Source organism: Halalkalibacter okhensis, from assembly GCF_000787375.1.
Classification (GTDB): domain Bacteria; phylum Bacillota; class Bacilli; order Bacillales; family Bacillaceae_D; genus Halalkalibacter; species Halalkalibacter okhensis.
Genome location: NZ_JRJU01000021.1, coordinates 1 through 12,930 on the forward strand (window position 1 = coordinate 1; position 12,930 = coordinate 12,930).

The following is a 12,930-nucleotide window of genomic DNA, read 5'->3' on the forward strand; positions in this document are numbered from 1 at the left end:
TTCCTTTTTTTAATAGGCTCGAAGCAATGAGCGGAAACGCCGTTTTCTTTTAAGCCTTTTGAGCGCTCTTCTCAAATGGCGCACGGCGTGTGGAGACACTATACACATTCATAAAAAAAAGAGCGAAGCAATAGCTCCACCCTTTCCATCTGCAATCCTAAATTTCTTTCAGGTCTATAGAATCCCCAACAGCTAAAGCAAGACCTTTTTTCCCTGATAAGTTCTCAGCAAACTCAACTGGGTCTTGTTCAATAACTGGGAATGTATTGTAATGAATCGGGACAACCCGCTTAGCTTGAAGCCATTCCGAAGCAACAGAAGCGTCCTCTGGCCCCATTGTAAAGTTATCACCAATTGGTAAAAATGCTACATCAATTGAATTTCGCTCTCCAATTAATTTGAGATCACTAAATAAGGCAGTGTCTCCTGCATGAAAGATGGTTTTTCCTTCAGCCGTAAATAATATTCCTGCCGGCATGCCTGTGTATACTATTTTTTGTTCTTCTTCAATGGTAAAAGATGACCCGTGGAATGCTTGTGTAAGCTTAACTGTACCAAATTCAAACTGGTGAGAACCTCCAATATGCATTGGATGCGTTTTAATCCCCTGCCATCCTAAATATGTAGCAAGCTCAAAAGGGGCAACAACTAGGGCATCATTTTTCTTTGCAAGCTCTACCGTATCACCAACATGATCATTATGACCATGTGTTAATAGGATCACATCAACTTTAAGGTCTTTCGCATCTAAATCTGTTAGCTGGTTCCCTGTGATAAATGGATCAATAATAATTTTCGTTTTTTTGGTTTCAATTTGTACGACAGAATGTCCATGATAACTAATCTTCACTCTATATCGCTCCTTTTAAAAAATTGTTTTTCTTTATTCATTTTATTTAACCAACGAGTAAGTAGATTCCTGCAAAAAATTATGATTCTTTCCTTTCTCCACTTTGAAAGAGCGTTTGCTTTTTTACTCCTGTGGTCTCTGTTACGTATGAAGCTTCTAATACCGCAGTTGGATCAATCGATAGAACAATATCTTTTAGTTTCGGGTACATGAATCGATTTGTTATACAATAAATGATTAATCTTTCATCGCCCGTGTAACCACCTTGTCCATACAAATAGGTGATCGAAACATCAAGTTCCTCCAACAACTTCTCACCGATTACATGGGGTTGCTCTGAGATAATCATTACTGATTTTCCCTGATTTAACCCATCTAAAACAAAATCAATCATTTTTGAGACAATGTAAAACACAGCAACACTAAACATCGCTTGCTCCAAAGTAAAAACAAAAGCAGCCGCTGTCAGAATAATTGCGTTTATAGCTAATAAAAACGTGCTTATCGGGATATGAAAACGTCTATTTGCCCATATCGCGATCATCTCGGTTCCGTCAACCGCTCCACCAGCTTTTACAACAAGACCAATCCCTAAGCCAAGCATAAGTCCACCATATAATACAATTAGCACTTCTGATGATGTAATAGCTTGCATCGGAGCCATCCACCACAATGCTGCCGTTGTCACGGCATTCGCATATAGCGTCCGAATAACAAATTTCCGCCCCATAAAACGTCCAGAAAAAAGAAGAGTAGGGACATTCAAAGCTAGATATACAATCGAAATCGGCCAACCCAATTGAGAATTTACCATGATCGCTATTGCTGTCACACCACCATCAACAAGCCCATTCGGTGCTAATATCAACTCTAAACCAGCAGCAACGATGACCGAACCAATCGTTAAAGATAGATAGTTAAAAAAAGTCTTCATCTCATTCCCCTCTTCTCTACGTCTATCTTATTTTAACATATGATGTTAAATTAAGAATAATCATACAAGCTTTGAAAGGGGAGTAATTATGTTAGAGGAACGATTACAAACTATCCAAACATGGTTAAAAAACGAAAATGGAGCATATGCTTTTATTCAAGGAAAAGCCAATTTATTTTATCTTACAGGGTTTCGTTGCGAGCCCCATGAACGGCTCGTTTCTTTGTTTGTCTTTCAAAAAGAGGAACCGATCTTAGTTTGTCCAAACATGGAAAAGGACCTTGTCCGACAAGCCGGATGGAAATATCATATTATAGGTTACAGTGATCATGAGAATCCATGGGATCTTATTTCTAAATATGTAGCTACGTTAAATATAAATGGCCATAACATCGCCATTGAAAAAAGTCTGCTCTCTGTAGCTAGAGCGGAACAATTAAAAGAGCTGTCTCCAGAAGCAGATTTCATCTGTTGTGAAACAAGATTAATGAACTTACGCTTAATTAAGAGTGATGAGGAAATTGCGATTTTACGCGAGGCTGCTAAGCTGGCAGACTACGGTGTAGAAGTTGGCGTACACGCTCTTTCAACTGGCCGAACAGAGATGGACGTCCTGGCGATGATTGAATATGAGTTAAAGCGAAAAGGCATTGCTGAAATGTCTTTCGGAACGCTTGTCCTTAGCGGGGAGCAGTCTGCTAATCCTCATGGCAAACCAAGTATGAAGCATCTACAAAAAGGTGAATTTGTGCTATTTGATTTAGGAGTTGTGTTAGATGGGTATTGTTCTGATATCACAAGAACTATCGCCTTTGGTCAAATAACAGAAGAACAACAACACATCTACAATACGGTATTGCAAGCACAAATGGAGACATTAAAGCTGTGTCAAGCGGGCACCGTTTTAGGTGATTTAGACCGCAAAGCCAGGTCCATTATTACAGATGCTGGCTATGGCTCTTATTTCCCTCATCGAATTGGTCATGGCTTAGGGACAGAAGTACACGAACTTCCTTCTCTTAACGAAACAAATAAGGATCAATTACAAATCGGAATGACTTTTACTATTGAGCCTGGAATCTATGTACCAACAACAGGTGGCGTTAGAATTGAAGATGATGTGTTAATTACGACAGACGGCTATGAATGTTTAACACAATTTTCGAAAGAGCTACAAATTATTAAATAATGATGACTAGGGCACTGAGATCTCAGTGCCCTAAACTTTATCCTTTTTATTCAGTCTTTTATCTTTATTCCACTCATATGGTATTTTTGACCAATTATATAACACCATAATCAAGACCATTACTAGGCTAATACTAATATTCTGTATCCAACTAACTTCCCTTTGAGAAATGAATTGAACAATAGTTGCTGATATCAAATAAAATATGGGAGTACTAATATTTATCTTAACCATACCGGCCCTCCTTTATGTGCAAATAAACCCGTTAACGAACAAGCACAAAAATTATTGACCCTAATACTATTAAAGAGATAAGTATTCCAGTACCTTTCCAACCTAAACTCCCAACTAAATCAGCAAGTCCGCCACCATGAATACTACCAGCAGGATTTCTTTTTAGCTCTTCTTGTCTCATTCTTTCTCGTCTTCTTTCTGGACTTTCTCTTTCCTCACTCATTTAACGACCTCCTCATTAAGAATACGAATGTGGACCTTAAACGTTTCATTTATATGACATTATACCGTTCCCGTCGCTTAAGGGGGGAAGAACGTTTTTAATAACTGAGCCGTTGAAGTGGATCCTGGTTCAGTTAAAACCATAAAACAAATGAATTATTAGTCCGAAATAAGAAAATAACGGAATGAGGATTCGATTGAGTTTAATAAAAATAATATTAACGCACTGGCTAATCCAATGCGTCACCATGGAGGTATTTAATAAAATCTTCCCTGTAAAACGCATGCAATACACAAGGTTGTTTTTCTTTTGTTTCTAACGCAGTATGCTCTTTTGGAAATTCTTTTTCAACATGCAACCTAATAAAAGGTAACTTTTCTTGAGCCCTCTGCGATCGAATATTGACCTTCCTGGCCCCTGCTAGAACATGCAATAACCCTAATTCTTCAAAAGCTATTCGTAAGATGGCCACTTTTGATGCTTGATTGTACCCTTTCCCCCAATATTTGTGACCGAGCCATGACCCGATGTGACAAGATTTTTTATCATGATCAATAAACATCAAAGTTGTAATACCAATAACATTGCTATTTTCATCAAGAATAACTCGCGACACGGTTTTTCCTTCATGTTCTTCTTGGATAATAGCTTCAACAAATTGTTTAGTATCTTCTTCTTTACCGTCTGGGAGTCCCAATACACCTTTTACATAAGGGTCAGAAGATAGTTGATAAATTTGATCACAAAAATCGATTTTATGTTTCACTAATTGAACGTTAGCCATTGTTTTCTCCCACCTCTTTAATCATGTTCAATCTTCCCTCTAATTACTTTCAAATTCCTCCTCCGACATTCCTGCTTGGTCGGCTGGAGATTGGTGAGGATAACAAAATAAAAAAACTGCACCCCATTGTTAATCACAACGGAATGCAGTTTTTTCATATAAAATGATATATTCCCTGACAATCTATTAAATAGCAAATGCGTGGTTTCCTATTATCTTTACAACTTCACGCGAAAAAATCCAATCGCTTGTTGCTGTCTCAGGGTTATAGAAGAAAACAACGTCGTCTTCAATTCCTTGATAAACTAGCGCTTCTTCCACAGCATCATACGCATCCTGATCAGCTGGTTCATTAATGGAGTTATTAAGCACAGGTTCAAATGCATTCGTTTCATAAATAACTTCCTCAATTGTATCAGGAAACTCTTCATGTTCCACACGGTTAAGAACAACTTCTGCCACTGCCACTTTACCAACATACGGCTCACCTTTAGCCTCGGCGTGAACGAGTTGAGCAAGTAAATCTTTTTCTTCATCAGAGATTGGTAACTCATCATCTCTGCTTTCTTTTAAAGTCATAAATAGATTAGCCTCGTCCTCAAAACATGCATTTTTTATCTTATCTTCAGATTGATTAAAACCATATTTTACGCACAATAATTCCAAAACGTCACCTGATTGATTAGGCACATTTGCTTCGGCGTTGACTTTATTTGCTGTATAGGAACCGATTGCTACGATTACTGTCATTAAAAAGACAAATATAATTTTCATTTTGTTAACCTCCTGTTTTTGTAATGATACAGGCTCATTTAAAAAGGCTAACAGGTTTTTGCAGTGAACTCATTAGTAGATGATTGGTAGGATTCCCAATTGATTTGGAGGTTTGGAAGTTATCGCCATCATAAAGACGCCTGCCCCCATTGCTTGAACAACAGGGACAGGCTTCAAATGACCACTATATATTTTCTTGGGTTAACCCTTCAATTATATTTTGCTTCCTTACTTTCTGTATGGAATACAACATAGCTAAACTAACAATAACAAAAATCGCAACAATCACGTAGATAATATCCATCCATGGAAGAATGAATCCGTACTCAAATGTGCTTCGAAACGAGAAATACATAAGTATCATCACCGCAATACTAATAGGCAATCCATAAACAATAGCCTTTATTCCATAGAATATACTTTCATATTGAATCATTTTATTAAATCCCTTCGGCGTCATTCCTACTGACCTGAGCATTGCAAATTCGCGCCTACGAAGAGAGATACTAGTTGAAATCGTATTAAAGATGTTCGCGATTGAGATCGCAGAAATCAATGCAATAAATCCATACGTAAACACAGACATGAGTAAAATCATCTGTTCATTTCGTTGTCTTTCCTTTTGTACATTGTACACATACACATTCGATGGTTGCACTTCTTCTATAGCTTCCTGAGTCGCTAGTGGATCTGAGCTATTCAGATATAGGTAGTTTTGTACTTCATCTTCCTTTACCTGACTGATTATTTGCTGGAACGTATTAGTGGAAACGATCACATCTACTCCTCCAAGTCCAACGGTATGCACTCCTGTTGGAATTTGATCCGTTAACGCAGCTATTTCGACACGATTGAGGTATTCCTGTTCGTCCGTTTCATGATTAATCGTATAAAGATCAATGGTTTCTCCAGGTACTGTATGAATCGATTTCGTTTCAATGAATTTACGCAAATCATAATCTTTATACGAAATTTGATCAATGACTATTGCTGTTGGCTGATCTAAATCCTTGAAATCCTCAACTTCAGCCCCTACTTCTTCGGCATATGCTTGAAAACTTTGCTCATCCAACCCACGTAACACAACATAATATGGATATTTTCCATCCTCTAATATGTCCGGGCTTTGCTTGATTGTTTCCTGTAAGCCCTTTGCCATTTCTGATTCATCAATCCACGCCTGAAGATAAATCTCTTCAATCATCGTCGAGGATGTTACATGGTCTAGAGTGGCTAGAGACTGCAACTCTTCCACACCAACCCCCTGACTATTACTCAAAACTTGAATATCATAATCAATATTATCCTGAGATAACTCTATGGATCTTTCTAAGTTAGACGTAAAAAAAGAAACAGTTAAAAATAGAACAATGCTGATCACTAGGGAAAATACAGTGGCTTGGTATCTTCTTTTATTTCTTTTTAAATTCTTCAAACCAATTTCCGCTTCTATGCCAAATAACGTTCGCACAAACTTTGATGTTTTGACTGTTTTCTGGGACAGTTTCACATCTGCTGTTTGACGAATGGCATCAATAGCAGAAACTTTAGACGCTCTCTGTGCTGGTACATAGGTCGAAATGAATATCGTTGCCAATGAGATACCACAAGTGATGATGATGGAACCTGGTGTCGTTATGACGACTAGCTTTTCGGTCACATTTAACGCTTCTTCAATTATAGAGTTAATCAAACGAAATGTTACACCAATCCCAACTAATCCAGATGCAATTCCAATCGGGATACTGATCAGCCCAATAAGGAAGCCTTCAAAAAAAACTGAATTTCGTTTTTGTTTTTTCGTCGCCCCAACACTTGCAAGCATCCCTAAGTGTCTAGAGCGTTCGGATACACTAATTGCAAAAGCATTATAAATCAAAGCAATCGACCCGATGATGACAATGGCCATAATGATTCCTGCTAATGAAAATAAGGTCGTCCTTAAATTATCATTATCTGTCACTCCATCATAACGTAGCAGCTCATTATTGAAATCGGTTGATGGGATATTTAGTTTTGAAGCTAACTCTTCCGTATCATTATAGATGTCACGGTCTACCTTATTCAGAGCTACAACTGCATCAACAGTTTCAGTCGCGTCCAAACTTGTTTGATCTACATAGTTAATGACTGTATATCCTGGGGCCCATGACGGCTCCCAGGTTGGGCTTTCAATCAAACCTACAACTGTAAATGATCTCTCCATCTCGACATGAAGCTCTTCCGCTAGGCCATTTTCTCCGACCTGTAAGGGCATTCGTTGAGACAGGGGCTCTGGTTCCCCTTCTAACCATCTGGTGCCGATCTCAATCGTTACTTGATCCCCTATTTCATAGTCGACTTTGGCATTGTTTTTTATTTCACTTGAAATAACTATTTCACTTTCATCCTTTGGAAGACGACCTTCACTCAAACTAATCGGAAACTGTTGAAATCCCTTTTCATTGTATTGTTTTATAAATAAGTATGGTTTTCTTTCATTTTTTGATTCAGCTAAAACTGAATATCCTAAATCCTTTGTAAGAACAATCTCTTTTGTTCGTTCATCTTCTTCAATCGCAGAAATTTGCTCTAATTGAACATCATTATATTTCACATGCCACTCACCATCTAAGGCGATGGTTTGTCTTTTCATTAAGTCTAAAAAGGAAACACCTAGTGTGGCAACGCCCGTCACCATTGCCACCGATATAATAACACCAATGATCGTTACAAGTGTTCTTCTTTTATTCTCTTTCAAATGCCGTAAAGTTAATTTATTAATGATGTTCATGGACGAATTACCTCATCTTTGGCAATCTTTCCATCTTCAATTGAAATCACACGATCTGCTTGTAAGGCAATTCGTTCATCATGAGTAATGACAATTAACGTTTGGTTGTAAGTTTTATTGAACATTTTTAAGAGTTCCATAATCTCGCCGCTATTCTTACTATCTAAGTTCCCTGTCGGTTCATCGGCTAGCATAATGGCTGGATTGCTAATTAGCGCTCGTCCGATCGACACACGTTGCTGTTGTCCACCAGAAAGTTGATTAGGTAAATGTGTTAAGCGATTCTGCAAGCCTAGAATGCCAACGATCTCATCGAATTGCTTCTGATCTACTTTATGTTCATCTAATAACAATGGCAGTGTCATATTTTCTTCAACTGTTAAGATTGGTATCAAATTATAAAACTGATAGATTAAACCAATCTGCCTTCTTCTAAAGATGGCAAGCTGACTTTCATCGAGTTGATAAATATCGGTGTTATCGACAAGTACCTTCCCACTTGTAGGGCGGTCAACCCCTCCAAGTTGATGCAATAACGTAGACTTCCCAGAGCCTGAAGGACCAATAATAACAACAAATTCTCCCTTTTTTACGGAAAATGACACATCATCTAGCGCCTTCACTGCCGTATCCCCTTTTCCATACACTTTAGACAGATTTTTAATTTGTAAAATATCCATTTGTAAACCTCCACCTTTTTGATGCTTCTAGCTTATCTGTCCAAAATGACTTTAAAGTGACTTTTATGTGACAGTTTAGTCACTTCCCCCCTCTTCTAATCGTCTTTATATCACGCTTTTATAAAACTTAATTTGAAATTCTGTTCCCCGCTCCCTTGCACTTTTCACCTCAATATCTCCTTTTTGACTTTTAATGATACTATAGGCCATAGCAAGTCCAATCCCAACGCTATCCTCTCCTGCCTGTTTCCCCTTGTAGAAACGCTTGAAAATATATGGAAGATCTTCTTTCAGAATACCAATACCATTATCTTTAATGTTTATTTCGGTATAAAGCGCATTTTCTGAAAAAGAAATCGATATAACTCCTTTTTCTGCTGTATGCTCCACACAATTCTTTAAAATATTTATTAAGGCTTCAGCCGTCCAATTTCGATCACCAAGAAACGAAACAGTTTCATCTCCACTTATTTTTAATGTTTGCTGTTTAACGTCCATTGGAATGAACACAGGTTGTAACGCTTTTTGAATTAAATCGGTAACAATAACCTGATCTTTCTTAAACTCTACCGTTCCCGCATCAATTCTTGATAGCTTCAATAACGATGAGACAAGCCACTCAATTCGCTCTAACTGTATTGTTATATTATTTGTAAATTCGACCCGCTTCTCTGCATTAAGGTTCGGATTTTGCAACAAATCAGCCATGACCATCATTGATGTTAATGGGGTTTTTAACTGGTGAGAGATATCTGAAATCGCCTCGGTTAATTTTTTTTGATCTTCCTGCAAAAGCGAGCTTTGCTCAGATAGCATTAGCGTCACTTTGTAAATATCACTTTTTAAAATACTTAATTCACCTTCATAGTTATCCCGAACATCAAGGGTATAGTCACCATGGCTAATCCTCCTCAAGTAACTAGAAAGCTTAGCAATTTCTTTGTAACGCCATTTCGTAAAAACGAGAAAACAAGCTACTAGTGTCCCAGCTGTAATCAAAACACAAACCGCTGCTAATGGTGTAACGGCAATAGCTGTTACACTTATTGCAACAACACTAACTACAGCTAGTAATATGATCAATCGTTGGATCTCTGGATTCCGAAACACATCAACCACCAACCTTATAACCAAGACCACGTACCGTTTTTATTATCGTTGGATTTTGCGGATTATCTTCCAACTTCTCTCTCAACCGCTTAATGTAAACAGTCAATGTATTATCATTCACAAAGTCACCAGCAACATCCCAAATTCGTTCTAACAGCTGGGTTCTCGTCAACACTTGTCCAATATGATTAGCAAAAATGAGAAGCAATCGATACTCCAAAGCCGTCAATAGCACTTCCTCACCCCATTTATACACCTTGCCTTCTAGTGTATTAATCGTAATGTTTTCAATATCGATGCTAGTGGTAGGTTGTGTATTCGATTGTTTGTTATATCTGCGCAAGACCGACTTTATTCGCGAGAGTAGCTCACGAATGCGAAACGGCTTTGTAATATAATCATCCGCTCCCATATCAAGCCCCATTACAACATTAACTTCATCATCAAATGCTGTTAGGAAAATCACTGGCTTATCACTATATTTTTTCACTTCTTCGCATAATTCATAACCACTCCCATCTGGAAGGGATAAATCAAATAAACATAAATCAATTTGATCCAACTCTTTAGCAATAGCCTTCTTTGCCGAGTTCGCATTATAACAAAGGACCGTTATAAAGCCATCCTGCTGCAATGAATACTCCAATCCAGAAGCAATCGTTTTATCATCTTCCACCACTAATATTTTCATTCTGAACACCCTAACTAGGTTATTTATTAGACTCTCTATTCGTTTATCTTATTTTATAGAAAAAACTACTTCAACAAAAGAAAGATTAAAGAAAGGAAAGATTACATACCCTTAACTAAAAAATTATATTGACAATGATTATCATTACTATTAATATTTTAATGTAAGTAAACGAAAATGATTATCAATACCAACTATGTCGCCTATACTACTTAACCAAGGAGAAAATTAAAATGAAAAAGCTCTTATTCAGTACCCTACTCTTACTAGTCCTTCTTAGTGCTTGCGGAAAGCAAGAAACAGCTACTACAGATCCCGTGAAAGAGAACGAAACAGAAACATTTACATATCAATCAGAAACAGGTCCTATTGACGTTCCTACAGATCCTCAGAGGATTATCGCGCTTACTAATGGACCGAATGTGTTAGCTTTAGATGGTCAAATCGTTGGAATTGATGAATGGACGAATATGAATCCCCTTTTTCAAGAAAGGCTTGAAGGAGTAGAAGTCGTTTCAGATGAAAGCTTGGAGAAAATTATTGAACTCGAGCCAGACTTAATCATTGCAGGTTCTTACATGAATAATCTTGATAAATTAAATGAAATTGCCCCTACTGTCGTATTCACTTGGGGAAAATTAGATTATTTAACGCAACAAGAAGAAATTGGGAAGCTTTTGAATAAAGAAGAAGAAGCGACAAATTGGGTAAATGATTTCAAAGAGCGTGCAGAGGCAACTGGAAAAGCGATTCGAGAGAAAATCGGAGAAGATGCAACCGTTTCTGTGTTTGAAAATGGCGATAAGGAAATTTATGTATTTGGAAACAATTATGCTCGCGGAACCGAAATATTGTATCAAGCCATGGAATTGAACATGCCAGAGAGGATTGAAGAGGAAGCTCTTGAGTCAGGTGTTTATACACTCTCAACTGAATTGCTTCCTGAATTTGCTGGCGACTATATTATCTTGAGTAAAAATCCAGATGCTGATAGCTCATTTTTAGAGACCGATACGTGGAACAACATACCTGCTGTACAAAACGATCGTGTCTTCGAAATCAATACTAAAGCATCAACGTACAGTGATCCAATCACTCTTGATTATCTTCTAGATATTTTCGAAAAATCTTTTCTTTCCAATTAAGATAAAGACAATTGTCTTATGTAAACATGATCTTAACCCACATATTATGCTCGAGGATGGAGTCAGTACTTCATCCTCTTCTTATGAGGAATAACAAACTAGCCTACAAATTAATTACAGTTGTTTAATGTTTCAATCACAAATTGAACCTCTGCCAAGTCATTGACGATGTAATTTGCATCAACATCATGCCATTGAATATCTTTTTTTCATATTGCTTTCATCCCAACCTGTCTGAAGGCTTGTGCACATTATTTCAGAGGACTTCTAGAGCTATATCTAATGATGAACGGTAAGAAGAAACTAACACCAAAACCGAACAATAAAAAAATGGCCACTTGATAGATTGGCTCTGAAGCTATGTTAAATGCAACAATAAGCGGGATAAGAATGGTTAGCACAGAGGTTAGTACTCTAGAAGCAATAGTAACTTTGAGCTCAACGCTACACTTTGAGCATGTCAGCGGTTTATATCCTAATAAAATGGATTTCAATACGTCACCATATCGAAAAGACGTAAAACACACATCACATTTATGTAAAACCATAATAATCTCTCTCCTATTAAAAATTACCACGTTTTCTCGTAGTTGTGCTCTATACTCAATCAGCAGATTATTTTAATTTAGACTCTTTAACTTCTCTTCTTCTCAAAAAACTTTCAATTAAAAAATAAATAAGGACCATCATGACAACCGTAAAAGGAGCAAACAGGATCTGTGTCATATTCCCAATAGGTACATTAAATAGCCAAGCTAGAGCAGTATTCAATAAAAATAAACCAGTGAACATTAACAATTGAAATAAGATAAAGTCTTTAAAAAATGGCTTTTTTTCTTTTTTAAACATTAATAGGTTACATACAATCAACAAGATCAAAAAGCCAACTTCTGCAATAAATGCATAATTAGAGAGTAGATGTAATTGATTGAACTCCACTTGAGTTAATTCTGCATTCACTATAAAAGGTTCACTAATATGGGATTTGTATATCTCAATCGATACATATACCATATAAAGAAATACCGAAAGCAAAAGAATGGAACGAAATAACATACTTTGTTCAAAAATAGAATTCAAATTTTTATTGCTATTATCCATCCGACATCACCATGTTCAAATTTTCAACTTCATATTAATTTAATTTATAGATTCATTTAGCTCTTCGTAATATTTTTGGGGATCAGAAATATGGTTGTTAACAAAAAAACGTGCATCACTTTGAAACATGTCTATATATGATTCTTTATCCATGCTTAGATCTCCTAAATCACTTACGCTTCCTTCAACGGATACCGTATCTTCTTTCAAATTTACCAATACTTTCAAATAGACCTTATCTTTATATATAACCGTACCAACTACTTTCTGCTCTGTTAAATCAACAAGTGGGTATTCATGCCGTACTCCTGAGGGAACAAATAAGGTATAACCGGCATTCTTTTTTCTTTTTAAAAGAACCCATATTCCAAAAATAACTTTTAAGAAAGATGATTTGTGCAATGCGTTTTTTTTCATTTTTTTTCCCTTTTCACCTTTTCTA

At 36.9% G+C, this 12,930-nt stretch carries 14 protein-coding genes; 2 read left to right on the forward strand and 12 right to left on the reverse strand.

All coding sequences use genetic code 11. The features are described from left to right. Nucleotides 1-157: 157 nt before the first annotated feature. Nucleotides 158-850 carry a metal-dependent hydrolase gene (locus tag LQ50_RS15020; RefSeq protein WP_034630841.1) on the reverse strand — a complete coding sequence of 231 codons (693 nt, stop codon included), beginning with the start codon at nt 848-850 and terminating at the stop codon, nt 158-160. Between the two features lie 79 nt (nt 851-929). Next, nucleotides 930-1,784 carry a YitT family protein gene (locus LQ50_RS15025; RefSeq protein WP_034630843.1) on the reverse strand — a complete coding sequence of 285 codons (855 nt, stop codon included), beginning with the start codon at nt 1,782-1,784 and terminating at the stop codon, nt 930-932. A gap of 88 nt (nt 1,785-1,872) precedes the next feature. Between LQ50_RS15025 and LQ50_RS15030 the strand changes: the two genes are divergently transcribed. Beyond that, nucleotides 1,873-2,973, forward strand: coding sequence for a M24 family metallopeptidase (locus LQ50_RS15030; RefSeq protein ID WP_034630845.1), 1,101 nt, complete (start codon nt 1,873-1,875; stop codon nt 2,971-2,973). A gap of 265 nt (nt 2,974-3,238) precedes the next feature. Here LQ50_RS15030 and LQ50_RS15040 read toward each other — a convergent pair whose 3' ends face one another. The 7 genes from LQ50_RS15040 to LQ50_RS15070 form a co-directional block, all read right to left on the reverse strand. Further along, complete coding sequence (locus tag LQ50_RS15040; protein ID WP_034630849.1) at nt 3,239-3,430, reverse strand: DUF6366 family protein; 192 nt, start codon at nt 3,428-3,430, stop codon at nt 3,239-3,241. A 229-nt stretch (nt 3,431-3,659) separates the two neighbouring features. Then, on the reverse strand, nt 3,660-4,214 hold the full coding sequence (locus tag LQ50_RS15045; RefSeq protein ID WP_034630852.1) for a GNAT family N-acetyltransferase: 555 nt from the start codon (nt 4,212-4,214) through the stop codon (nt 3,660-3,662). A gap of 186 nt (nt 4,215-4,400) precedes the next feature. Beyond that, nucleotides 4,401-4,988, reverse strand: a complete 588-nt coding sequence (locus tag LQ50_RS15050; protein ID WP_034630854.1) for a cell wall hydrolase — start codon at nt 4,986-4,988, stop codon at nt 4,401-4,403. A 184-nt stretch (nt 4,989-5,172) separates the two neighbouring features. Further along, entirely contained in the window at nt 5,173-7,761 is a 2,589-nt protein-coding gene (locus tag LQ50_RS15055) for an ABC transporter permease (protein ID WP_034630855.1), read from the reverse strand. Beyond that, complete coding sequence (locus LQ50_RS15060) at nt 7,758-8,441, reverse strand: ABC transporter ATP-binding protein (protein ID WP_034630857.1); 684 nt, start codon at nt 8,439-8,441, stop codon at nt 7,758-7,760. The genes LQ50_RS15055 and LQ50_RS15060 overlap by 4 nt, the downstream gene beginning before the upstream one ends. Before the next feature lie 105 nt (nt 8,442-8,546). After that, complete coding sequence (locus LQ50_RS15065) at nt 8,547-9,551, reverse strand: sensor histidine kinase (RefSeq protein WP_034630858.1); 1,005 nt, start codon at nt 9,549-9,551, stop codon at nt 8,547-8,549. A 1-nt stretch (nt 9,552) separates the two neighbouring features. Further along, nucleotides 9,553-10,242: a response regulator transcription factor gene (locus LQ50_RS15070; protein ID WP_034630860.1), complete on the reverse strand. Its 690-nt coding sequence runs from the start codon at nt 10,240-10,242 to the stop codon at nt 9,553-9,555. Between the two features lie 233 nt (nt 10,243-10,475). Between LQ50_RS15070 and LQ50_RS15075 the strand changes: the two genes are divergently transcribed. Continuing rightward, the gene (locus tag LQ50_RS15075) at nt 10,476-11,387 is read left to right on the forward strand and encodes an iron-hydroxamate ABC transporter substrate-binding protein (RefSeq protein ID WP_034630862.1); all 912 of its coding nucleotides are present in this window, start codon (nt 10,476-10,478) and stop codon (nt 11,385-11,387) included. 251 nt (nt 11,388-11,638) lie between these two features. On the opposite strand, the gene LQ50_RS26515 is transcribed toward LQ50_RS15075, so the two are convergent. The 3 genes from LQ50_RS26515 to LQ50_RS15090 form a co-directional block, all read right to left on the reverse strand. Next, entirely contained in the window at nt 11,639-11,935 is a 297-nt protein-coding gene (locus tag LQ50_RS26515; RefSeq protein ID WP_034630863.1) for a TIGR04104 family putative zinc finger protein, read from the reverse strand. 67 nt (nt 11,936-12,002) lie between these two features. Further along, complete coding sequence (locus tag LQ50_RS15085) at nt 12,003-12,488, reverse strand: hypothetical protein (protein WP_034630866.1); 486 nt, start codon at nt 12,486-12,488, stop codon at nt 12,003-12,005. A 39-nt stretch (nt 12,489-12,527) separates the two neighbouring features. Next, nucleotides 12,528-12,905, reverse strand: a complete 378-nt coding sequence (locus LQ50_RS15090) for a hypothetical protein (protein WP_237563723.1) — start codon at nt 12,903-12,905, stop codon at nt 12,528-12,530. Between the last annotated feature and the right edge of the window lie 25 nt (nt 12,906-12,930).

Bases quoted from the DNA above. Each gene is read 5' to 3' on its own strand.
- LQ50_RS15060 (WP_034630857.1), bottom strand. From the start codon at position 8,441: ATGGATATTTTACAAATTAAAAATCTGTCTAAAGTGTATGGAAAAGGG.
- LQ50_RS15040 (WP_034630849.1), bottom strand. From the start codon at position 3,430: ATGAGTGAGGAAAGAGAAAGTCCAGAAAGAAGACGAGAAAGAATGAGA.
- LQ50_RS15045 (WP_034630852.1), bottom strand. From the start codon at position 4,214: ATGGCTAACGTTCAATTAGTGAAACATAAAATCGATTTTTGTGATCAA.
- LQ50_RS15070 (WP_034630860.1), bottom strand. From the start codon at position 10,242: ATGAAAATATTAGTGGTGGAAGATGATAAAACGATTGCTTCTGGATTG.
- LQ50_RS15075 (WP_034630862.1), top strand. From the start codon at position 10,476: ATGAAAAAGCTCTTATTCAGTACCCTACTCTTACTAGTCCTTCTTAGT.
- LQ50_RS15050 (WP_034630854.1), bottom strand. From the start codon at position 4,988: ATGAAAATTATATTTGTCTTTTTAATGACAGTAATCGTAGCAATCGGT.
- LQ50_RS15025 (WP_034630843.1), bottom strand. From the start codon at position 1,784: ATGAAGACTTTTTTTAACTATCTATCTTTAACGATTGGTTCGGTCATC.
- LQ50_RS15085 (WP_034630866.1), bottom strand. From the start codon at position 12,488: ATGGATAATAGCAATAAAAATTTGAATTCTATTTTTGAACAAAGTATG.
- LQ50_RS15055 (WP_034630855.1), bottom strand. From the start codon at position 7,761: ATGAACATCATTAATAAATTAACTTTACGGCATTTGAAAGAGAATAAA.
- LQ50_RS26515 (WP_034630863.1), bottom strand. From the start codon at position 11,935: ATGGTTTTACATAAATGTGATGTGTGTTTTACGTCTTTTCGATATGGT.
- LQ50_RS15030 (WP_034630845.1), top strand. From the start codon at position 1,873: ATGTTAGAGGAACGATTACAAACTATCCAAACATGGTTAAAAAACGAA.
- LQ50_RS15090 (WP_237563723.1), bottom strand. From the start codon at position 12,905: ATGAAAAAAAACGCATTGCACAAATCATCTTTCTTAAAAGTTATTTTT.